Source organism: Mycobacteroides franklinii (assembly GCF_001853795.1).
GTDB classification, from domain to species: domain Bacteria; phylum Actinomycetota; class Actinomycetes; order Mycobacteriales; family Mycobacteriaceae; genus Mycobacterium; species Mycobacterium franklinii.
Genome location: NZ_MLIK01000019.1, coordinates 403,134 through 422,362, shown reverse-complemented (window position 1 = coordinate 422,362; position 19,229 = coordinate 403,134). Strand labels below are relative to the sequence as shown.

The following is a 19,229-nucleotide window of genomic DNA, read 5'->3' as shown; positions in this document are numbered from 1 at the left end:
TTCATGGCAAAACTTTTGGGTGGCAACGAATCGGCTGAATTTTCTGCTGAATCGCAAGATGGTTGCATCGCACGGTATTTCGCTCACCGATTTTCATGTGTTGCAGCAGTTGTTGCGATCTGCCAACGGTAGTTGCCGGATGGGGGACATTGCCAACAGCCTGCTGGCCTCGCGTAGCCGGATCACACACCAGGTGCGGCGGCTGGAGGAGCAGGGCCTGGTGAAGCGGGGGTCGATGCCGCAGGACCGCCGGGCGGTGTTGGCGGCGCTCACCGAACAGGGGCGCACGCTGGGTGAGGCGGCGATGCGAACGTACTCCGAGTGTGTGCGTGAGCACTATCTGATGCGTCTGACCCGGCCGCAGCAGGCGGCCATCGCCGAAAGCTTCCGGCGGGTGGGTGAGGGGGCTGAAGAGGCCCTCCACGACTCCGAGGGACGCGGCGGGGAGTAAACCGTTGGACAGAGCCGCTAGGCTTGCCGACGGTGGCGTGGCAGAGCGGCCTAATGCACTCGCCTTGAAAGCGAGAGACGGCTAACACCGTCCGGGGGTTCAAATCCCTCCGCCACCGCTCTTATCGCCGCTGTTCCCCTACCCCGGCGGGATCGATGGGGCGCCGCCCGCTACGCCGGGTCAGCTCCGCCGCACGTCGTGGGCAATCGCGACGGCTTGGGGGGAGTCCGTAGCGGCATGGTTGAGTAGCACACGGCTGCGGGTCGGTGTCAGGGTGATCGTCAGATAGTGGTGAGGTGTGCCACCGGAGTAGGCCAGGCGGTTGATGCGAATAAGTGCCGAGGACACCGGCACCTCAAGTAGGCGAGCATTGACCGGCCCCGCGAGTTCCGCGGTGAGTTCCGAGTCGATTCGACCGAGTTCCACCCCGGTCTGGCCGAGTAGGTCGTAGAGCGCGGATTCGCGCAACGCGGCAGGGGTGATGCGGTCGGCCAGTTCGGGCGGTAGCCAGGCCTCGGTGATCATCAACGGCTCATGCGTTCGGCGTTCCCGCCGTAGTCGTACGACATGCAGTTTCTCGCCCGGCCCGAGTGCTTCGCCAATCAGCGGAGGTGCGGTACGTAGCCCGAGGTCGATGACCTCGACGGCGGTTTCGAACTGCGCCTGTCGCAGCCCGTCGAGGTGACTGCCGACGGGCCGCGACTTCGTCGGCAGATCCTCGCGGACAAACGATCCCACGCCCTGCCGGCGCTCGATCAAACCTTCCTCGGCGAGGTCGGCGAGGGCACGACGCACCGTGATCCGCGAGACGCCGAACTGTTCGCACAATGATTGTTCGGTCGGCAGGGCATCACCCGGTTGCATTGTGCCGCGCGAGATTTCGTCGTGCAGCACCAGGAAAAGCTGCCGGTGCAGCGGTACGCCGACCCCAGGAGTCACGACTGTGGGCTGCGCTGGCTGCTCTGTGGGCACGCGGTCAATGTTGGCATATCGGCGGTTGCCGATGAATACTAGTTGTTATATAACTATGACAACTAGTGAAAGGGGGTGCCATGCCTGACATTCAGCAGAGCCCGACCGACCCGGCGGGCCCAACCGGCCAGCTGGTCACCTGGGTTCACGGGTTGACGTTGGGCGACGTGCCTGCCCACGTCGTCGACCGCGCCAAGCACCTGCTGCTCGATGGGCTCGGTTGCGCACTTATAGGCGCGCAGCTCCCGTGGTCCCGGGTAGCCACTGATGCGGTACTCGCGTTGGAGCCCGCCGGATCGGCTGCGGTTATCGGGACCGGCCGCGCCACAGCGCCGGCCGCCGCGGCGGTGCTCAACGGCACGTTTATCCAGGGATTCGAGCTCGACGACTTCCATCCCGTTGCGCCGTTACACAGCTGCTCGCTGTTGTTGCCCGCCTTGCTGTCAACCGCCGCCCTGACCCCGCGATCCCGCGGTGATGCGCTGCTGTTGGCCGCCATCGTCGGATTCGAAGTGGGCCCGCGCGTCGGATACACGTTGCACGGGTCGCAGATGCTGGATCGTGGTTGGCATTCAGGTTCGGTGTTCGGTACCCACTCGGCAGCGATGGCGGCAGGCAAGCTACGCGGTCTGACGCCTGGCCAGCTCGAAGACGCACTCGGGTTGGCAGGTACTCAATCCGCGGGACTCATGGCGGCGCAGTTCGAGGCCATGTCCAAACGGATGCATCACGGGTTGGCCTCGCGGAATGGCTTCTATGCCGCGGGTCTGGCGCAGGCGGGTTACACCGGCATTAAGCGAGTCTTCGAGCGTGAATACGGCGGCTTCCTGAGTGTTTTCGGCGAGGGACATGACCCTGATGCCGCGGCACTGGTCGGCGGGCTCGGCCGGCAATGGGAGACCGAGACCATCATGGTGAAGTCATACGCGGCGATGGGCGGGCTGCACGGGGCGATCGACGCCGCACGCGAACTGCGCACGCAATGCGATACCGCCGATATCACCCGCATCGATATCACCGTCGGGGAAACCATTTACAAGCACGGCTGGTGGATACCGGAGCGTCCGCTGACTCCCATTGGTGCCCAAATGAACATCGGCTACGCCACGGCGGCGGCGTTGCTCGACGGCAACGTCTTGCCGGAACAATTCACGCCGCAACGCCTGAACGCGCCGGATATCTGGCGATTGATCGAGCGGACCAACGTGCATCTTGACGAGTCTCTCGCCACGGCCCCACTCGCACAGCGCTTCCGCACCGACGTGGTGGTGACGACAGCGGACGGTGCCGTGTATCGGTCCCGCGTCGCACTACCGCACGGCGCCCCCGGAGACCCGGTTACCAACGATGAGCTGGTCGCCAAGTTCCATGCTCTCGCCGACCGGGTCACCGACTTCGCTCGCGCCGAAGCGATCGAGCACGCCGTACTCGGGCTCGAAAACCTTGAGGACATTGGCACTCTCGTCGACCTGCTCGCGGCCCCGGTCTCCGGCGTACTGGATTGAGAGGATCCTGCTGATGGCTACCACTGCTGCCCGAAAAGCGCTGCGAGAGTTGCTTGATCGCGGCGATCTGATTGTGGCGCCCGGCGTTTTCGACGGTATTTCTGCCCAGCTGACCAAACGCACCGGACATCACGCGGCGTACCTCACCGGCGCCGGGATCGCCGCCTCGGGGTTTGGCCTGCCCGATATCGGCCTGGTCACGCAGACAGAGATGGTGGAGCGCGCGCGGATGATTGTCGAGGCGTTGGACGCTGTCCCGCTGATCGCCGACGCAGACACCGGCTATGGTGCGCCGCTGAATGTGGTGCGGACGGTGCGGCAGTACGAGCAGGCGGGTGTGGCCGCTATCCAGTTGGAAGACCAGGCTTTTCCGAAGCGCTGCGGGCACCTGCCCGACAAACATGTGGTCCCGGCCGCCGAATTCGAACGGACGTTGGCCGCCGCACTCGATACTCGATCCGACGACGGACTGTTGATCGTGGCCCGCACCGACGCCCGTGCACCACTGGGGCTTGATGCCGCCATCGACCGCGCCAACACCTATGCCGCCGCGGGAGCCGACATCGTCTTCATCGAGGCGCCGCAAGGTGCCGATGAGATCGAACGCATAGCACGAGAAGTGCACGCTCCCTTGCTGATCAATCTGGTGCTTGGCGGGCTCACACCGCTGGAGTCGGCGCAGCGGCTCACCGAGCTCGGCTATGCCATCGCGATCCACCCGAGCGACCCGTTGGGCCGCGCGGTATTCGCGATGCTGCAGGGGCTGTGCGAGCTGAACGGCACAGACCCGACCGCGTTGATCCCGGCCTCGCCGGTGGAATTCTTCAACCTCGTAGGGCTGTCGGAGTGGTCGGACATCGACCAGGCGCTCGCGAATCGAAAGGTTGCATCATGAGCATGACCATTATCGAGAGAATTCTGGCGCGAAAGTCCGGACGTGACAGCGTGTCCGTCGGTGACACCGTGGTGGTAGACGTCGATATGACCGTCTTGATCGACCTGCAGTTCGCCACGATGTGGATACCGCCGCTGAAGATCAACGATCCCGAGAAGCTGGCCATTGTTATGGACCACGCGGTTCCGGCACCCACACTGAAGGACGCAGCAGGCGGTCCGCATGCCCGCAGATTCGCGGCCGACTTCGGCATCACACGTTTCTACGACGTTGGACGCCATGGAATCTGCCATCAGGTCATCGCCGAGAACGGCCTGGCCCGACCTGGAGAAGTCTTGGCATGCACCGACTCTCACACCTGCGCGGCGGGGGCTTACAACACCGCCGCCAGAGGTCTCGGCCCTGCCGAGATCTACTCGATCATGTGCACCGGCTCCACCTGGTATCACGTGGCACCCACCGTCCGGTATGAACTCACCGGCGCTAAACCGGCCGAGGTCAGCGGCAAGGACATCTTCCTTTACCTCGCCAATGAGTACGGAGATGCGGCCAATATGAACCTCGAATTCGGTGGTCCGGGGCTGTCCTCAGTTCCCATGCACGACAGGCGCACCATCGCCACGCAATGCGCCGAAGTCTCCGCCGACTTCAGCACATTCGAGTATGACGACGTGCTGGAAGCATTTCTGTCCGACCACTGCGCCTCTGGCTATCGGGCGGCTCATCCCGATCGCGATGCGCGCTACCACGAGGTGCGGAACATCGATCTAGACCGACTGGAACCTTATGTGGCCAAGCCAGGCACGGTCTCGCGCAACGGCGTCCCGGTTTCGGAGCTGCCGCGCACTCGGATAGACCAGGCATTCATCGGCTCGTGCGCCAACGGTCAGCTTGAAGACCTCGAGATCGCCGCAAAGGTCTTGCGCGGCAAGACCGTGGCATCAGGCGTCCGGCTACTCGTGACTCCCGCGTCGCAGGCGGTGTACCGCGAGGCGATGCGCCGCGGCTACCTGCAGGACATCGCCGACGCGGGCGGGGTTGTCACCAACTCCACATGCGGCGCATGTTTCGGCTACCACATGGGCGTGATTGGCCCGGGCGAAGTCTGTTTGACATCGAGTACCCGCAACTTCACCGGCCGGATGGGCAGCACCGAGGCCGATATCTACATGGCGTCGCCGGCCACCGTCGCCGCATCGGCGATCAGTGGCTACATTTCCGATCCGAGGAGCGTGACCGCATGAAATTCAATGGCAGAGTGTGGGTTTTCGGCGACGCGCTGAATACCGATGCCATGTATCCGGCATTCGCCATGAAAATGGAGCCCTCGGAGGCTGCCAAGCACGTTTTCTACGAGGTACGACCGGGCTGGACCGACCACGTGGCACCCGGGGATATCGTGGTGGCAGGACGCAATTTTGGTGTCGGTTCCTCGCGCCCCGTCGCATCGCTGTTCGTCGAGCTCGGCGTGTCAGGACTGGTGGCTGAGGAATTCAACTCGCTGTTCTTCCGCAATGCCGTCAATGCCGGGTTGCCTGCCTTTACGTTGCCGAATGCCACGGCGATGTTCACCGAAGGTGACTGTGGCACATTCGATCTGACCTCCGGTGAATGGTGCAATGACACCACAGGTAAATCCGGTTCGGTGCCCGCGTTGCCTAGCCTGCTCTTGGAGATCCTGGCCAGCGGAGGTGTGATGCCGCGATTGGCTGCGCAAGGCTATCTGCCTTCCGAACTGGGCGATCTGCTGCGTTCAAGCACCGTAGCGATGCGCAGTGCCGGGAGCGGGGCATGACGACGCTTGTGGGCCGTGTGCTGCGCCCCCTGCGTGCAGATCCTCTGCGAAGTCCGCTTGCACGTGCGGAATTGACCGCTGGCCAAGAGATCATCCTGACCAGTCCCGACTTCTCTGACGGGACCTCCATACCCAGCGCGGCGGCGGGTCCAGGGGTCGGCGACAACATCTCCCCAACCTTGAAATGGCGGCAAGTGCCCACCACCACAGCGCAACTCGTGCTGCTGCTGGACGACATCGATGTCCCGTTACGCACACCGCTGATGCACACCGCCGCGGTGCTGCCACCGACGGCTACGGGGATTGCGGCGGGAGCGCTGCGACGCGGGGAAGCCGGTGTGTGGATTATCCCTACTCGGCTGGCCAAAGACGGGTACTCGGGTCCCCGCCCGATTCGCGGGCACGGCCCGCACCGTTACCGGTTCCACCTGCTGGCGTCGGATACCCCGATCCCGCAGGATGTCGGCACCGTGCGGACACTGCTGTCGACGCTGTCCGGGCACGTGATCGCGCGGGGCCAGCTGACGGGGACGTACGAGCGCCGATAGCGGTGCGCTAGTTCCGGGTCTGGGTGACCAGCGTGGTGTGCACCGGGGTAGAGCCGGTGGTCAGATCCAGTACCGGGCAGTGGGCGTCGACGGCCTCCTGGAGTTCGCGGTACCGCTCGTCGCTGTCCGGGCCGGCGACCGTCACGGTGACACGGATCTGCTGAAAGCCGGGCCGGATGGTGTCGTCCAGGCCGAAGAAGCCACGCACATCGAGGTCGCCCTCGGCGCTGGCGCTCAGTGAATCAACCTGAATCCCAAGCCTTTCAGCCCAGAATCGATAGGTCACTACCTGGCATGACAACAGCGAGGCGAGGTAGTACTCGACAGGGTTGGGTGCGGTGTTCTGCCCACCGAGGCTTGGCGGCTCGTCGACGTGCACGCGGTACTTACCCAGGGTGATCTCACTGCCGACCGTGCCCTCGGGTTGAGCGGATGCCTTGAAGACCACCGTCGCCGCGGCGGGTTTGTCGGCAACGGCCGCCCGGGTCGCATCGGTAATCGCATTGAGAGAGGTTGTCGAGGCAGTCACGGGTAACAACGGTAGTGGCATCGACATCGCGGGTGGAGGGTTGCGTCCGCGGTGAATTCAACCCGGCCCGGCTAGCGCGCCGAGCGCATACCTAGCGCAGAACATTTCACCGAAACTGCTGCGTGCGGTATGCGCCCGACGAGCGCTGCCCTAGGCCTTGGGGCCGCCGCTTTCCGCGAGCCGCCGCACGGCGTCGATGAAGACGTCGATCTCGTCGAAGGTGTTGTAGAACGCGAATGACGGCCGCACCGTCTGCTCCAGCCCCAGCCGGCGCAGGATCGGCTGCGCGCAGTGGTGCCCGGCACGCACCGCGATGCCGTCGGCGTTCAGTGCCTTGCCGACCTCCACCGGATCATGCCCGTCGAGGACGAACGACAGCACGGACGCCTTGTGATCGGCCGTCCCCACCAGCGTCACGCCGGGGATCGCGGCCAGCTGTGGTGTCGCGTACTCAAGCAGGGCGTGTTCGTATTCGGCGATCCGGTCGATGCCGATGCGTTCGACATACCGCAGTGCCTCACCCAGCCCGACGGCGTCGGCGATGTTGCCGGTGCCTGCCTCGAACTTGTTGGGGGGACCCTGGAACACTGCGCGCTGCAGGGTCACATCGGCGATCATGTTGCCGCCGCCCTGCCACGGCGGAGTCTCCGCCAGCGCGTCCTCGCTGCCGTACAGCACGCCGATTCCCGTGGGGCCGTAGATCTTGTGGCCCGAGAAGACGAAGAAATCGGCGCCGAGCTCCTGCAGGTTGACGGCCAGGTGCGGTACCGACTGCGCACCGTCGATGAGCACGCGTGCGCCATAGCGGTGCGCGATATCGACGATCTGCTTAGCGGGTGTCACAGTGCCCAACGCATTGGAAACCTGGGTGGCCGCAACCAGTTTGGTGCGCGGACCGACGAGGTCCTCCAGCTCGGACAGCAGCAGGTTACCGGCGTCGTCCACCGGGGCCACCTTGATGATGGCGCCGGTCTTCTGCGCAATCAATTGCCACGGAACGATATTGGCGTGATGCTCGAGGTGGGTGATGACGATCTCGTCGCCGTGTCCCAGGTTCTTGCCGCCCCAGGCGTGTGCCACCAGGTTGATGGCCTCGGTGGCCCCGCGCACGAAGATGATGTTCTCGTCCGCCTCGGCGCCCAGGAACTTACGCACCGCACCGCGGGCGTCCTCGTAGGCATCAGTGGCGCGCGCCGCCAATTCATGTGCGGCACGGTGGATATTCGAGTTCTCGTGCTGATAGAAGTGCACCAGGCGATCGATCACCGACTGCGGCTTCTGGGTGGTTGCCGCGTTGTCGAACCAGATCAGCGGCTTGCCGTTGACGGTCTCGGACAGGATCGGAAAGTCTGCCCGAATCGAGGCGACGTCGAAGGCGCGCGCGTCTTCATGGATCGGTGCCGCAGCCGGTGCGCCGCCCAGGAAGTAGTAGTTCGACTCATCGCCGCCCGTCGGTGCTGCCGGACTCGCCCAACCCAGGTCCGGCACGGCCGGTGCCTGGGAGTAGGGAGCCACCCGGGGTGACGTGGTGGCGGGGGCCACCGAGTTCACCGAGGGGGTGGCGAGCACCCCGGGGATCGTCGGTACCAGCCCGGCAGGAACCGCGAAGTCGGCCAGCCCTGTCGTCGGATGAGCCGGATAACCCGTTGCCGCGGTATGCGCCGCAGATGTGCCCGAGCTCAGGTCGCCGCCGCCACCACGCGGAGCCACCGGTACCGCACCGGGAACGCCGTCGGGCGCGGCCGAGCTGAGGGCCGCGACCGGTGGGGCGACCGTGGCGGTCGATAGTGCGTCTGCCACGGGTGCCGGTGCGTACGGACTGGCCAAGGAGCCTGCCGTGGCCGCCGCTGAGGATCCGGCCGTCGCGTCCGGGACATTGCCCCGGGGTGCGACGGGTACCGCCGGGCCCGGCGTGTCGATGCCCGGAGCGCCGGTAGGTGTTGCTTCCCAGAACAATTGGGTCGCCAACGCCGACAGCTCCGCCGCGGACGGGAAGCCAGGTGGGCTGTCGGTTACGGGGATCGCGTCACTTGTAGACATGGAACTTGTCCACCTGCACGTCGTCGAGAACGGCCAGTGCGTCATCAGTCAGCACAGCCAGCGACGAATACAGGGTGACGAGGTACGAGGCGATGGCCGACCGGTTGATTCCGGTGAACCGCACCGACAGACCCGGTGCCTGCTCGCCGACCAGGCCGGGCTGGAACAGGCCGACGACGCCCTGACGCTCCTCGCCGGTGCGCACCAGCAGGAACTTGGTCTTGGCGTCCTTCACGGGAACCTTGTCCGACGGGATGATGGGGATGCCGCGCCAGGTGATGAACTGGGCGCCGAACAGGCTGACGACCACGGGCGGCACGCCGCGGCGGGTGGCCTCACGGCCGAACGCTGCCACGCCCAGGGGGTGCGTCAAGAAGAAGCCGGGGGTCTTCCAGACCTTGGTGATCAGGGCATCCAGGTCATCCGGGGTGGGGGCGCCACCGAGGGTCTTGATGGTCTGCTCCGGGGTCGCCTGGGCCAGCAGGCCGTACTCGGCGTTGTTGATGAGCTCGCTTTCCTGGCGTTCCTTGATGGACTCGATGGTCAGGCGCAGCTGCTGGGCGATCTGGTCGTGCGGGCTGGAGTAGAGGTCAGAGACCCGGGTGTTGATATCGAGCAGCGTCGAGATGGTCCGCAGTGTGTACTCGCGCGGGTTGGTCTCGTAGTCGACGTAGGTCTGCGGCAGCGGGGCCTCACCCTCGCCCTGCTCTTCGCTGTGGATCGCGACCTTGTCGGGGTTGATCACGCGGTTTACCCGGTAGATACCGGCCTCGACGGGGACCCAGTTGAGGAGATGAAGCAGCCAGCGCGGGGTGATCGTCGAGAGCTGCGGGACGGTCTTGGTGGCATTGGCTAGCTGCCGTGCGGCGAGATCGCCGAGGGCCTGGGATTCATTCTTGGCAGCGGGCACAGCGGTTTCCTCCTCGGCTAATGGGGATCAAGACCTGACTGCTGAAATCCTAATCGCGATTGGGGCGGCGCATCAGGTAACGAACCCCCGTGCGCCAAACTCGCCCGGGCCGGCTTTTGTCGACACGCCGCCTTGCGGCGGATCGGTATCTGGCGTAGGTGCCGGGAGTCGTCGGCTTGTCGACGGACACCCGTCATACCGCGATGCGTACGTAGACTGGATGCATGCAGCACGTCGCACCGTCGCACCGACTCCGGGCGATCCGCGGGCTGCGCGCCGACATCTTCGGGGCGCGCAGCGCCGCCGTGTGTTGCTGTTGTTGTTGATTCCCTAACCCCGCCCCTGGCATCCCGGCTCGTCGTTTTTCGACGTTATCGAGCTATTGGGCTGCAATCCGCCGGCATAAGGATCAACCAACCCATGACCACTCATTCTTTGCTATCGCTCGTCGAATGGCCATCCGCCCGCATCACTGGCAGGCGCCGGGGTCATAACGTCGGGGTGCTCCCTCAGCGCCTGACGAGGTACCGCGGTGGCACCTATTCGTCCACGGTGGACGAGGTTGTGTTCACTGACGGAACTTCTGCTCGCACAGATTTAATTCGCCTCAACCCCACCATCGCGGCGTACTCGCTCGATATCGCCGGCATCGCCCCCAATCTGCCGTCCGGCTATGCGGTGGCGGATTGGCTGTCGGTGGCTAATCTGCGGGCGCGCACTCGTGAATCGCAGGTCGCATGGATCTTGGCCAACTCCTTCCCGGCGCTGTCCACGGCACAGCTGAGCCGCCGGTTGCGCGAGGCCGGATACCTGGGCGAGGCCAACATCAAGGACCACGAGGCCATCGCCGGAACTCAGGCGGCCATCTGGTTCCTCACGAACGGGGTGGAGCTGGACACCGCGGCACGCAACGTGCCCACTGCTACCCGTAAGTCGCCGTCCTTCATCGAGTTTGAATTCAAGGAACGGCCGCAGCTGGGCGGTCTGGCGGTGCGTACCGGCGCGGGGCAGCAGCCTGCCAGCGTTCGGCTGCACGCATCCGTCAACGGCGCCCTCTGGCGCGAGGTGTCGTCCTCGGAGCTGAGCTTCGCAGCAGGCGAGGCGCGATACGTCAAGACGCTCGGCGTGGGCGCGACGGTTGCCGAAACCCAGTACGGCGCACCGGATCTCGGGTACCGGTTCTATCGCCTGTATGTACAGGGCGGCACCGCTGACGTCGAGAATGTCGAATTCTGGTTGCACGATGCGCGCAACCACCGCAACGCCGACCGCGTCGTGCGGCTGTACCAGTACCTGCTGGAGCAATCGTTGCTCTCCACCGGCCAGGCGGAGCATGCCCCCACGATCGACGACTCGCAGGCGGTCATGGCGGCCGGTCTCATGGGCCCGTTCGTGGTGGATTCACAACGCCCGGTTCTGCTTTCGATCTCCGAGGGAGCCAAGGCGATGGATATCTCCGGCGCTGAGCTCACCGGGCCGGTGCAACCGGGTACCCGGTTCTATGTGCGTCCCGCGGAGTGCGTTGCGGCGGTGACGGTCTCGGTGATCGATCCAGCAGCGTCCGCGCGTGTGCTCACCGGGGTGGCCGAGGGGCCGTTGACCCCGCTGGCCTTGGTGCACCCGGGTGCACAGGACGTCGTCGAACTGACCGTCGAGTGGGCCGCGGCCGCGGAACTGTCGCGGGTGAGCTAACGCCAGGAGCGCGCGAACTTCAAGAACGCGTCATTTTCGTCCGGCGCCCCGACGGTGACCCGAACGCCATCGGTTCCGAAGGGACGCACGATGATCCGAGCCTCCGCTGAGGCCTGCGCGAATTCGGTCGAGCGTTCGCCCAGCGGGAGCCACACGAAGTTCGCCTGCGAGGGCGGCACGTCGTACCCCGCCTCCCGCAGTGCGCCGGTTACCCGGGTGCGTTCGGCGACAACGTCGTTGGTTCGTACGAGCAGCTCCTCCGCGGCACCGAGCGAGGCCACCGCGGCGGCCTGCGCCAGGCTGGACGCGCTGAACGGCACGTACACCTTGCCCAGCGTAGTGATCACGTCGGGATCGCCGACCGCATAGCCCACGCGCAGTCCCGCCAGGCCATACGCCTTCGAGAAGGTGCGCAACACAACCACATTGGCGTGTTCACGAACCAGGGCGAGGCTGTCGGTAAAGTCCTCGCGCACGTACTCGATGTAGGCCTCGTCGATCGCGATGAGGATATGGGGCGGCACCGACTCGACGAACCGTCGCAGATCGGCCGGCGCCACCACAGTGCCGGTCGGATTGTTCGGGTTGCACACAAAGATCAGCCGGGTGGCATCGGTCACCGCGGCGGCCATGGCATCGAGGTCGTAGGTGTAGTCGGTCAGCGGTACCTGTACCGGAGTGGCCCCGGCTACCCGCACCACCAACGGGTAGGTCTCGAAGGACCGCCAGCCGAATAACACCTCGTCGCCCACGGTCGCGGTGATCTGGACCAGCTGCTGGCACAGGCTCACCGACCCGCAGCCCACCGCAATGTGCTCCGGTGGCATGTCCACGTGCTTGGCCAGGTGCGAGCGCAGCTCGGTGTATCCGTTGTCGGGGTACCGGTTGATCAGCGAGGCGGCATCGGCGATGGCCGCGCGCACGCTCGGCAGGGGCTCCTGCACGGTTTCGTTACTGGCGAGTTTGATGGCGCCGGGGACGCTGCGGCCCGGGGTGTAGGCCGGTACATCGGTCAGCTCGGGGCGAAGTCGCGCAGGCACGCCACCAGACTATCGGGGCACGTGAGGCCGGATGACGACCAACGGCTTTGCCTTTCAGGCGCGAGGGCCTGTACTCTGTGCCCTCGGCGGTTCGGGATCCATTTCGATGGGTTCGGAGTACCGCTCGGGAAGTTCAGGAGGCGTGCCAGAGCGGCCGAATGGGACTCACTGCTAATGAGTTGTCCCCTTTACGGGGGACCGGAGGTTCAAATCCTCTCGCCTCCGCGTCGGTCTGCAGGCCAAACCTGTTGACCTGCAACAATTGAATAGCAAGCGCCCGTAGCTCAACGGATAGAGCATCTGACTACGGATCAGAAGGTTAGGGGTTCGAATCCCTTCGGGCGCACATATCCGCAGGACGGAGAAGATGACTCGGGTTGAGCGTTATTTCCCGCATCCTCCGCGACGTGTGTGGGACGCGATACTCAATCCGAACAGCTGGTGGGAGTCACCCGACAAACCCACCGAGATTGCCGTCGGCGTCACGTTCGAGATGAAGACGATCCCGGTGATGGGGACTCGATTCAGCGGCCTCTTCCAGATCGAGATTCTCGACGTGGCTCCCTGCGAACGACTGACGACAAGTCTGGTGGCGCTGGTCCATCACGGTGAGCCGGCCCGCTGGGAGCGCCAGACGACATTCCACGAGCACGAGGGTGGCACCCTGCTGACCATCGTCAACGCGGGCGTGGACATCAGTGATTCCGGCGAACGACTACTGCTGCGCGCCGTCAAAGATCTGCAGGAGTGGGAGCTGCACGGTGTGGCCGAGCTCCTGGACCGGACCCACCCCTAACCCTTCACGAGACTGTCCACGGGCACGGTCAGGCCAATCCGTCACGGAGCCGCTGAAAACCCTGGGCGACAAGCGCTCCGGGATCTTTCGAGAGCGTGGAACCGGAAACCGCGAGTTGGATGACCGTGGCGAGGACCGCATAGGCGGCGTTGCAGACCAGCCGCGGATACAGGTCAATATCGGGATCCAACCCGGCACGCCGGCTGACCTCCGTGAGCACGACGGTTCCTACGTCGTCGGACCGTGCGGCGTCGTGTGCCGCCAAGCTCGGATTCTGTGCCGATAGCCGGGTGACCGCCACGGTCGTGCTGAAGGACTCGGAAGTCGCCAGATCCAGCATGACGGCCTCCAGGGAATCGACGACATGCTCGTCGGTGGGGCGCTCACACAGCAGCGCGACGGCGTGGTCCTCGATGCCGCGCAGCGAGAACAGCACCGCGTCTTCCTTGCTGGTGAAGTAGTTGCGAAACGTGCGGGGAGTGACACGCACCGCGTCGGCGATGTCGTCCACCGTGACCGCGGCCAGGTCTCCCCGCTCCAGCGCGAGCTCGACGGCGGCGCGGCTCAACGCCGACTTGGTCTCTGACTTCTTCTGCTCACGCAGGCCGATGGTCGGTGGCATGTGGCCATAGTAACAACATTTCCGTTTTGGGAAACTTTTCTAAAAACGGAAACGTTCTATGGATATATCCGGCGTCACCGTGAGGCCGGAGCACCAAGAAGAGGCAATTGACATGCGGAAACGTCTAGCCACTGTGGGTGTCGCTGCGGTTCTGGCAGCTGGAAGCGTCGCACTGGCCGGACCCGCCTCGGCGGCGCCGTGCGGCAAGGTCGTGGTGTGGGGAAACGGCGGCGGTACCTGCGAGTCTGATTTCTCGTCCGACGGCAGCTTCACCCGCTGCGACACCGTCTACGTGCTGGGCATCGGTGGGACGAATTGCTACCGGGTGTACCCGTAGGCCCCGGAGAATGGGCAGACTCGGTCACAGCCGCCACAAGTGGGACGTCCTGTACCAGAACCTTCCCGGCGTCATGTCCAGTCCGCTACCGTCCACCCCATGGTTGAGGACCTGGCTGCTGACTTTGTCATTGTGGGCGCGGGATCGGCGGGGGCACCCCTGGCCACCCGGCTCTCCGAACGGACCAACGATCAGGTGTTGGTCCTGGAGGCGGGGCCCAAGGACAAGGACATGGGGATCCACATTCCGGCCGCGTTCTCGAAACTGTTCCGCAGCGACGTCGACTGGGACTATCTGACCGAGCCGCAGCCCCCGTTGAACAACCGTCAAATCTATTGGCCGCGAGGAAAGACGCTCGGCGGTTCGTCGTCCATGAACGCGATGATGTGGGTCCGAGGATTCGCGGCCGACTATGACGACTGGGCCGCGCTCGCGGGCGATCAATGGTCCTTCGCGAACGTCGCCCCCTATTTCAAGCGCATCGAAGCGGTGGAAGGCGCGACCGAAAGCGACGAGGGCACCGATGGCGCGCTGAAGATCTCCAAACAGCGCAGCCCGCGGTCCAGCACCGCGGCGTGGTTGGAGGCGGTGAAGGAAGCCGGGTTTGACGTCGAACGGGCTAATACGCCTGAACCCAAGGGCTTCTCGGAGACCATGGTGTGTCAGAGCGGCGGCCGCCGCTGGAGCACCGCGGATGGTTATCTCAAACCCGGTCTGCGGCGGCGCAACCTGAACGTCGTCACCGAGGCCCAGGCGCGCCGGGTGCTCTTCGACGGGACTCGCGCCGTGGGAGTGGAGTACGTGCGCGACGGCATCACGCACACGGTGCATGCGCGGCGCGAGGTGATTCTGTGCGGCGGCGCCATCAATTCGCCTCAGTTGTTGATGCTGTCGGGGATTGGCGATGCCAAGCGTCTTGGTGAACTGGGGATTCCGATAGTTCACAACGCTCCGCAGGTGGGCCAGAACCTGCTCGATCACCTGTGCTGCCCTGTGGGTTACGCGGTCGAGGCCGACTCGTTGTATGGCGCGGAGAAGCCGCTGCAGCTGGCCAACTATTTCCTGCGGCATCGCGGCATGCTCACCTCGAATGTTGGTGAAGCCTATGGATTCTTGCGCAGCCGCACCGATCTCGCACTTCCCGACCTGGAGTTGATCGTCGCCCCGGCCCCGTTCTTCGACGAGGGTCTGGGTGAGGCCACCGAGCATGCGATCGTGATGGGTCCGATCTTGCTCAAGCCGGAAAGCAGCGGTGAGATCACCCTGACCTCATCCGATCCACTGGCCAAGCCACGCATTGATCCCCGCTATCTGAGCGATCCCGCCGGGCAGGACCGGGCCGCCATGATGTTCGGGCTGCGCACCACCGCCCGTATCGCCGAAACGCCATCGATGCGGGCGATACTCGGCAAGATTCTGCGGCCGAGGAACCCCGGCGACGATCTCGAAGAGACGCTCGTTGCCGCGCTGGAGAACAACTCGCACACGCTCTACCACCCGGTGGCCACCTGCCGAATGGGCACAGATGAGGCCAGCGTGGTGACGCCGGATCTCACCGTCCGCGGTGTGCAGGGGCTGCGAGTGGTCGACGCGTCCGTCATCCCCAGTCTGATCCGCGGGCATACGCACGCTCCGTCGGTGTTGCTCGGCGAGAAGGCGGCAGATCTCATACTTTCTCCACAACGATGAAACCGAATCTCGCTCGCCCGCGTCTAACTCGATAAAGTTGCTGCCAGGAGTTAGCGGAGGGGAACCATGACCGATCCGTTCGGGGTCCGTACCGAGGAGCTCGCGGGCATCTCGAAGGCGTGGCTGGGTGAGACGCTGCACATCAATGACCTGCCGTGGTCGGCATTCGAGGATGCCTCGGGTGCGGGCAGCGAGGTGCTGGCGGCCATCCGCGATACCGCGTCGCCCGGCATCAAGGCGATGTCCTCGATCGCGCGCAGGTTCTCGGATATGGCGGGACTCGTCGATACTTTCGCCGCCAATGTCACTGCGCAGGATGAGAAGACGGCAACTTCCTTCGACGCGCTCAAACCACGCTGATGCGCCCCACGATCAGCCAGCTCCGGGGCTGGAATCTCGATGCGCTGGGCAAGGCAGCCGATACAGCACGGGACAACGCACGGACTCTGGATGCGTCGCTGGACTCGTGTGATCGGGTGTTCAACGACGCCACCGGCTGGTTCGGAAAGACTCATGACGCGGCGAAGATCAAGGTGGATCAGGAACTGGATCACGGTCGCGAGATCCGAAATGTCTTGAACCGCATCTCCGATGATGCCGAGGACGCGGCGCGAACGCTGAAGCACGCCAAGGAGTTCACGCTTCAGGACGTGGATGCCGCGGTCTCCGAGGGATTCACGGTGACCGATACCGGCGAGGTGAGCCACCCGGACGCCAAGAAGGCACAGGCCGCCGCCGACCACCAGCGCAGGATTCAGTCCGGGCTCGACGAGCTCGCGCGTCTCGACGACATGTATGGCAAGAAGCTTCGGGAGGCCGCCAACGATCTGGAGAGCATGCGTGACGGGCACCAAGACGTCACGTTGCCGACGGGGGAGAAGGTCGATCCCGACGCCCTGGTGGACCGCGTCGCGAAGATGAGCCCCGACGAGCGCGCTGCGTTCATGGCGACGTTGTCGCCCGAGACGGTGGACGCCATGGTGATCGCCAATCCCGAGGTCATGGGTAACAAGGACGGGATTCCGTTCGAGACCAGGATCGCGGCCAACGAGATCAACATTCGCAACGCGCTGAGCGACGAGCTGCAGAAGCAGCCGCCCGACCAGGCGCGGGTCAACCAGTTGCAAGACATGCTCAAGCCGATGCAAGACCCGTTGGTCACGCGGCCGGCGGATGCCGGGCCCCGGGACTATTCGGTGGACCGGAAGTACGTCATGTTCTCCACCGAGGGCAATGGCCGCATGATCGAGATGATCGGCGATATCAAACCGGGCATCAAGGGTGTCGGCGTGATCGTTCCCGGCACCAACACCAACCTGAACGGCAGCGGCTCCAACCACGAGTCGGCGCTCAAGCTGGCCAAGGAGAGCGGATCGCCCATCTTCCTGTATCTGGGCGGCGACTTTCCGCAGGGGCTGGACAAGGCGGCCGACCCCTCCTATGCGGCGGCGATGGCGCCCAAGCTGGTCGACTTCGGGCATGAGGTGGACCGGGCGGTGGGTCAGAGTGCCCCGGGAACACCGGTGACATACGTGGGACATTCGTATGGCGGCGCCATCGTGGGAACCGCCGAGCAGATGGGTCTGCGTGCCGACCGCATTCTGCACGCGTCGTCGGCGGGGACGGGTGTTCTGCCCGGCGGGTATACGGACCCGAACCCCAATGTGCAGCGCTATTCCATGACGGCCCCGGGCGATCCGATCGCGCTCGTGCAGTCTCTGCCGCGTGATATGCGGCTCTCGGATATCCCGGGTGTGGATCAGATTCCGGGGATTCCGCACAGCGTGGACGGACGGATCGGCAACCCGTTGGGCGGGCTGCCATCGGCGACGGACCCCGACAAGATCCCCGGTGTGACTCGGCTGGATACCGGGTACTACGGCGAATTCGGCAAGCATCCGAATCAAGTGATCGTGGGGCCCGACGGCCATGGAAGCTATTGGGATGACCCGAATTCGGATGCCTTCCACAATATTGCGGCGGTCATCGGTGGCGGCGAGGCGACGGCTTACGTCGAGCGGGGAATCGAAACGAATTACGTCGACATCAAGGTCGGCGACGATGGGAATTTCCGGGCTGAGGCGTGGGATCAAGCGCGCGCAGGTGCGGCCCCCAAGGTGCCCGACCTCCCATGGGATGACCAGGGGACGATCGACCGCCGTCATCACCCATGGGACAACCCGCGGGTGACCGATCATCCCGAACATGGCCAGAGGATTCAGGTGAAATGAAGCGTCTGACAACGATTGTGGCCCTGTTGGTGCTGGCGGCCGCGACCGCATGCGGAGGACCGGATACTCGGGCGACGAAAACGACAAGTGAGGACACGATGCAACCCACCACGCTGACGGTCACCGAAGCCGCGCGGATCACCGCCGGCTACGTTTCGCTCGTTTCCGGGCAGGACGTGGATCCTGGCCCCGATAGTGTCGAGAAGGTCGGCTGCCTGACCAACAAGGAATCATTGATGAGTGAGGGGCCGCCGTGGAAGGTGCGCCGACAGTGGTGGGTGGACAACCCTCCCGCGGAGTTGGTCGATGGTGCCATGGGCCGCTTGGATTCACTTGCTGCCCAGGGATTTAAGCGTCAACCGTGGACTCGGCCGGACCCAGAACCGTCGAACACCAAGACCTACCAGGACCCCCGGGGCTATGTGGTGGGCGCGCGGGCCTACACCACTGCCGGTGGACGGGATCTGTTCGAGGTAACGGCGATGTCGCCGTGTGCCGGCGAGGGCTAGCGGTAGGTCACCAGATCCCGATTACCGCCGTCCCCGATCAGGTGGGTGTGGTCATTGAAGGCGAGCAGACTCACCCCGCGTTTACCGTTGACCAGCGAAGTGATTGACGAGTTGATGACAACACGTTGTGCGGTAAGCCAATTCGAGACGCTTCCGCCCCACAGATCCGCGACGATCATGCCGATGACACCGGCCGAGGTGGCCACCACGGTGTCACCGTCGAGCGTGGTGGCATCGGCCATGGCGGCCAACACCCGCTGCTGAAAGCGGGTGTAGCTCTCGGCGTACTCGCCGGCAGAATCGGCGCTGGCCCATTGCGCCAGCCCGTCCTCCAGAATGGCCTGGGTATTTCCCTTGGCCAGACTCTTGACGGTGCTCACGGATGCCAGCCGTCGCATCCGTGAGTTGCCGACGATCTCTTTGTAGTCGTATTCGTCCCAGCGGTCGTCCTGCTGCGGCTCGGATCCCAGGGCCACCGCGATCGCTTCGGCAGTCTGCCGTTGCCGCTTCATCCCTCCGTGCAAGATCCGGGTACCTGCCAGCCCACGGCGGGCGATCTCGGCCGACACGGCGCTGGCCTGTCGCTCTCCGGTGCTGGTCAGTGGGCTATCGGGACTGCTCGAGTAATTGGCAGCCTGACCATGCCGGACCAGGTAGATGACGCCCAT

At 64.7% G+C, this 19,229-nt stretch carries 20 protein-coding genes and 3 tRNA genes; 16 read left to right on the top strand and 7 right to left on the bottom strand.

The annotated features are described in order from the left end of the window. The first annotated feature begins 58 nt into the window (after nucleotides 1-58). Both BKG76_RS09945 and BKG76_RS09940 read left to right on the top strand, forming a co-directional pair. Entirely contained in the window at nucleotides 59-451 is a 393-nt protein-coding gene (locus BKG76_RS09945; RefSeq protein WP_078282228.1) for a MarR family winged helix-turn-helix transcriptional regulator, read from the top strand. Between the two features lie 31 nt (nucleotides 452-482). Next, a tRNA-Ser gene (locus BKG76_RS09940) sits at nucleotides 483-569 on the top strand. 62 nt (nucleotides 570-631) lie between these two features. Here BKG76_RS09940 and BKG76_RS09935 read toward each other — a convergent pair. Further along, complete coding sequence (locus tag BKG76_RS09935; protein WP_330220038.1) at nucleotides 632-1,423, bottom strand: GntR family transcriptional regulator; 792 nt, start codon at nucleotides 1,421-1,423, stop codon at nucleotides 632-634. 80 nt (nucleotides 1,424-1,503) lie between these two features. Here BKG76_RS09935 and BKG76_RS09930 point away from each other — a divergent pair, with 80 nt between their 5' ends. The 5 genes from BKG76_RS09930 to BKG76_RS09910 are packed head-to-tail and all read left to right on the top strand — an operon-like array spanning nucleotide 1,504 to nucleotide 6,166. Then, a complete protein-coding gene (locus BKG76_RS09930; protein ID WP_070937501.1) occupies nucleotides 1,504-2,928 on the top strand; it encodes an MmgE/PrpD family protein in 1,425 nt (474 codons plus the stop codon). Between the two features lie 13 nt (nucleotides 2,929-2,941). Then, nucleotides 2,942-3,823 (top strand): isocitrate lyase/PEP mutase family protein, encoded by an 882-nt coding sequence (locus BKG76_RS09925; RefSeq protein WP_070937500.1) that lies wholly within the window; start codon nucleotides 2,942-2,944, stop codon nucleotides 3,821-3,823. Next, on the top strand, nucleotides 3,820-5,067 hold the full coding sequence (locus tag BKG76_RS09920; protein ID WP_070937499.1) for a 3-isopropylmalate dehydratase large subunit: 1,248 nt from the start codon (nucleotides 3,820-3,822) through the stop codon (nucleotides 5,065-5,067). The genes BKG76_RS09925 and BKG76_RS09920 overlap by 4 nt, the downstream gene beginning before the upstream one ends. Further along, nucleotides 5,064-5,618 carry a LeuD/DmdB family oxidoreductase small subunit gene (locus BKG76_RS09915; RefSeq protein WP_070937498.1) on the top strand — a complete coding sequence of 185 codons (555 nt, stop codon included), beginning with the start codon at nucleotides 5,064-5,066 and terminating at the stop codon, nucleotides 5,616-5,618. The genes BKG76_RS09920 and BKG76_RS09915 overlap by 4 nt, the downstream gene beginning before the upstream one ends. Beyond that, nucleotides 5,615-6,166, top strand: coding sequence for a YbhB/YbcL family Raf kinase inhibitor-like protein (locus BKG76_RS09910; RefSeq protein ID WP_070937497.1), 552 nt, complete (start codon nucleotides 5,615-5,617; stop codon nucleotides 6,164-6,166). Before BKG76_RS09915 ends, BKG76_RS09910 begins: the two co-directional genes overlap by 4 nt. Before the next feature lie 7 nt (nucleotides 6,167-6,173). Here the strand turns inward: BKG76_RS09910 and BKG76_RS09905 are convergent, their stop codons facing one another. The 3 genes from BKG76_RS09905 to BKG76_RS09895 all read right to left on the bottom strand — a co-directional run bounded on the left by BKG76_RS09905 (nucleotide 6,174) and on the right by BKG76_RS09895 (nucleotide 9,645). Then, the gene (locus BKG76_RS09905; protein WP_083337995.1) at nucleotides 6,174-6,695 is read right to left on the bottom strand and encodes an OsmC family protein; all 522 of its coding nucleotides are present in this window, start codon (nucleotides 6,693-6,695) and stop codon (nucleotides 6,174-6,176) included. Between the two features lie 150 nt (nucleotides 6,696-6,845). Continuing rightward, nucleotides 6,846-8,735 (bottom strand): family 2A encapsulin nanocompartment cargo protein cysteine desulfurase, encoded by a 1,890-nt coding sequence (locus BKG76_RS09900; RefSeq protein WP_070937496.1) that lies wholly within the window; start codon nucleotides 8,733-8,735, stop codon nucleotides 6,846-6,848. Next, nucleotides 8,722-9,645, bottom strand: a complete 924-nt coding sequence (locus BKG76_RS09895; RefSeq protein WP_070937495.1) for a family 2A encapsulin nanocompartment shell protein — start codon at nucleotides 9,643-9,645, stop codon at nucleotides 8,722-8,724. The genes BKG76_RS09900 and BKG76_RS09895 overlap by 14 nt, the downstream gene beginning before the upstream one ends. A gap of 420 nt (nucleotides 9,646-10,065) precedes the next feature. Between BKG76_RS09895 and BKG76_RS09890 the strand changes: the two genes are divergently transcribed. Continuing rightward, nucleotides 10,066-11,337: a thioester domain-containing protein gene (locus BKG76_RS09890; protein ID WP_070937494.1), complete on the top strand. Its 1,272-nt coding sequence runs from the start codon at nucleotides 10,066-10,068 to the stop codon at nucleotides 11,335-11,337. On the opposite strand, the gene hisC is transcribed toward BKG76_RS09890, so the two are convergent. Beyond that, nucleotides 11,334-12,377 (bottom strand): histidinol-phosphate transaminase, encoded by a 1,044-nt coding sequence (gene hisC / locus BKG76_RS09885; RefSeq protein WP_070937493.1) that lies wholly within the window; start codon nucleotides 12,375-12,377, stop codon nucleotides 11,334-11,336. The two genes, BKG76_RS09890 and hisC, sit on opposite strands and share 4 nt — an antisense overlap. Nucleotides 12,378-12,513: 136 nt before the next feature. Between hisC and BKG76_RS09880 the strand changes: the two genes are divergently transcribed. The 3 genes from BKG76_RS09880 to BKG76_RS09870 all read left to right on the top strand — a co-directional run bounded on the left by BKG76_RS09880 (nucleotide 12,514) and on the right by BKG76_RS09870 (nucleotide 13,173). Next, a tRNA-Ser gene (locus BKG76_RS09880) sits at nucleotides 12,514-12,602 on the top strand. Nucleotides 12,603-12,650: 48 nt separating this feature from the next. Beyond that, nucleotides 12,651-12,723 (top strand) — tRNA-Arg (locus BKG76_RS09875). A gap of 21 nt (nucleotides 12,724-12,744) precedes the next feature. Continuing rightward, complete coding sequence (locus BKG76_RS09870) at nucleotides 12,745-13,173, top strand: SRPBCC family protein (protein ID WP_070937492.1); 429 nt, start codon at nucleotides 12,745-12,747, stop codon at nucleotides 13,171-13,173. Nucleotides 13,174-13,201: 28 nt separating this feature from the next. Here BKG76_RS09870 and BKG76_RS09865 read toward each other — a convergent pair whose 3' ends face one another. Further along, nucleotides 13,202-13,795 carry a TetR/AcrR family transcriptional regulator gene (locus BKG76_RS09865; protein ID WP_070937491.1) on the bottom strand — a complete coding sequence of 198 codons (594 nt, stop codon included), beginning with the start codon at nucleotides 13,793-13,795 and terminating at the stop codon, nucleotides 13,202-13,204. 112 nt (nucleotides 13,796-13,907) lie between these two features. Between BKG76_RS09865 and BKG76_RS09860 the strand changes: the two genes are divergently transcribed. From BKG76_RS09860 to BKG76_RS09840, 5 genes are all read left to right on the top strand, one after another. After that, nucleotides 13,908-14,132 carry a hypothetical protein gene (locus BKG76_RS09860; protein ID WP_070937490.1) on the top strand — a complete coding sequence of 75 codons (225 nt, stop codon included), beginning with the start codon at nucleotides 13,908-13,910 and terminating at the stop codon, nucleotides 14,130-14,132. Nucleotides 14,133-14,231: 99 nt separating this feature from the next. Next, nucleotides 14,232-15,821, top strand: coding sequence for a GMC family oxidoreductase (locus BKG76_RS09855; RefSeq protein WP_070937489.1), 1,590 nt, complete (start codon nucleotides 14,232-14,234; stop codon nucleotides 15,819-15,821). A 66-nt stretch (nucleotides 15,822-15,887) separates the two neighbouring features. Then, nucleotides 15,888-16,181 carry a hypothetical protein gene (locus BKG76_RS09850; protein ID WP_070937488.1) on the top strand — a complete coding sequence of 98 codons (294 nt, stop codon included), beginning with the start codon at nucleotides 15,888-15,890 and terminating at the stop codon, nucleotides 16,179-16,181. After that, nucleotides 16,181-18,052 (top strand): alpha/beta hydrolase, encoded by a 1,872-nt coding sequence (locus tag BKG76_RS09845; RefSeq protein WP_070937487.1) that lies wholly within the window; start codon nucleotides 16,181-16,183, stop codon nucleotides 18,050-18,052. Before BKG76_RS09850 ends, BKG76_RS09845 begins: the two co-directional genes overlap by 1 nt. Beyond that, complete coding sequence (locus tag BKG76_RS09840) at nucleotides 18,049-18,561, top strand: hypothetical protein (RefSeq protein WP_070937486.1); 513 nt, start codon at nucleotides 18,049-18,051, stop codon at nucleotides 18,559-18,561. Before BKG76_RS09845 ends, BKG76_RS09840 begins: the two co-directional genes overlap by 4 nt. On the opposite strand, the gene BKG76_RS09835 is transcribed toward BKG76_RS09840, so the two are convergent. Then, nucleotides 18,558-19,229 carry a histidine phosphatase family protein gene (locus tag BKG76_RS09835; RefSeq protein WP_070937485.1) on the bottom strand — a complete coding sequence of 224 codons (672 nt, stop codon included), beginning with the start codon at nucleotides 19,227-19,229 and terminating at the stop codon, nucleotides 18,558-18,560. The two genes, BKG76_RS09840 and BKG76_RS09835, sit on opposite strands and share 4 nt — an antisense overlap.

Excerpts from the sequence above, each read along its gene's own strand:
- BKG76_RS09855 (WP_070937489.1), top strand. The coding sequence starts at position 14,232 with ATGGTTGAGGACCTGGCTGCTGACTTTGTCATTGTGGGCGCGGGATCG.
- BKG76_RS09860 (WP_070937490.1), top strand. The coding sequence starts at position 13,908 with ATGCGGAAACGTCTAGCCACTGTGGGTGTCGCTGCGGTTCTGGCAGCT.
- BKG76_RS09865 (WP_070937491.1), bottom strand. The coding sequence starts at position 13,795 with ATGCCACCGACCATCGGCCTGCGTGAGCAGAAGAAGTCAGAGACCAAG.
- BKG76_RS09910 (WP_070937497.1), top strand. The coding sequence starts at position 5,615 with ATGACGACGCTTGTGGGCCGTGTGCTGCGCCCCCTGCGTGCAGATCCT.
- BKG76_RS09845 (WP_070937487.1), top strand. The coding sequence starts at position 16,181 with ATGCGCCCCACGATCAGCCAGCTCCGGGGCTGGAATCTCGATGCGCTG.
- BKG76_RS09945 (WP_078282228.1), top strand. The coding sequence starts at position 59 with ATGGTTGCATCGCACGGTATTTCGCTCACCGATTTTCATGTGTTGCAG.
- BKG76_RS09920 (WP_070937499.1), top strand. The coding sequence starts at position 3,820 with ATGAGCATGACCATTATCGAGAGAATTCTGGCGCGAAAGTCCGGACGT.
- BKG76_RS09870 (WP_070937492.1), top strand. The coding sequence starts at position 12,745 with ATGACTCGGGTTGAGCGTTATTTCCCGCATCCTCCGCGACGTGTGTGG.
- BKG76_RS09925 (WP_070937500.1), top strand. The coding sequence starts at position 2,942 with ATGGCTACCACTGCTGCCCGAAAAGCGCTGCGAGAGTTGCTTGATCGC.
- BKG76_RS09930 (WP_070937501.1), top strand. The coding sequence starts at position 1,504 with ATGCCTGACATTCAGCAGAGCCCGACCGACCCGGCGGGCCCAACCGGC.
- BKG76_RS09835 (WP_070937485.1), bottom strand. The coding sequence starts at position 19,229 with ATGGGCGTCATCTACCTGGTCCGGCATGGTCAGGCTGCCAATTACTCG.
- BKG76_RS09900 (WP_070937496.1), bottom strand. The coding sequence starts at position 8,735 with ATGTCTACAAGTGACGCGATCCCCGTAACCGACAGCCCACCTGGCTTC.
- BKG76_RS09890 (WP_070937494.1), top strand. The coding sequence starts at position 10,066 with ATGACCACTCATTCTTTGCTATCGCTCGTCGAATGGCCATCCGCCCGC.
- BKG76_RS09850 (WP_070937488.1), top strand. The coding sequence starts at position 15,888 with ATGACCGATCCGTTCGGGGTCCGTACCGAGGAGCTCGCGGGCATCTCG.
- BKG76_RS09840 (WP_070937486.1), top strand. The coding sequence starts at position 18,049 with ATGAAGCGTCTGACAACGATTGTGGCCCTGTTGGTGCTGGCGGCCGCG.
- BKG76_RS09915 (WP_070937498.1), top strand. The coding sequence starts at position 5,064 with ATGAAATTCAATGGCAGAGTGTGGGTTTTCGGCGACGCGCTGAATACC.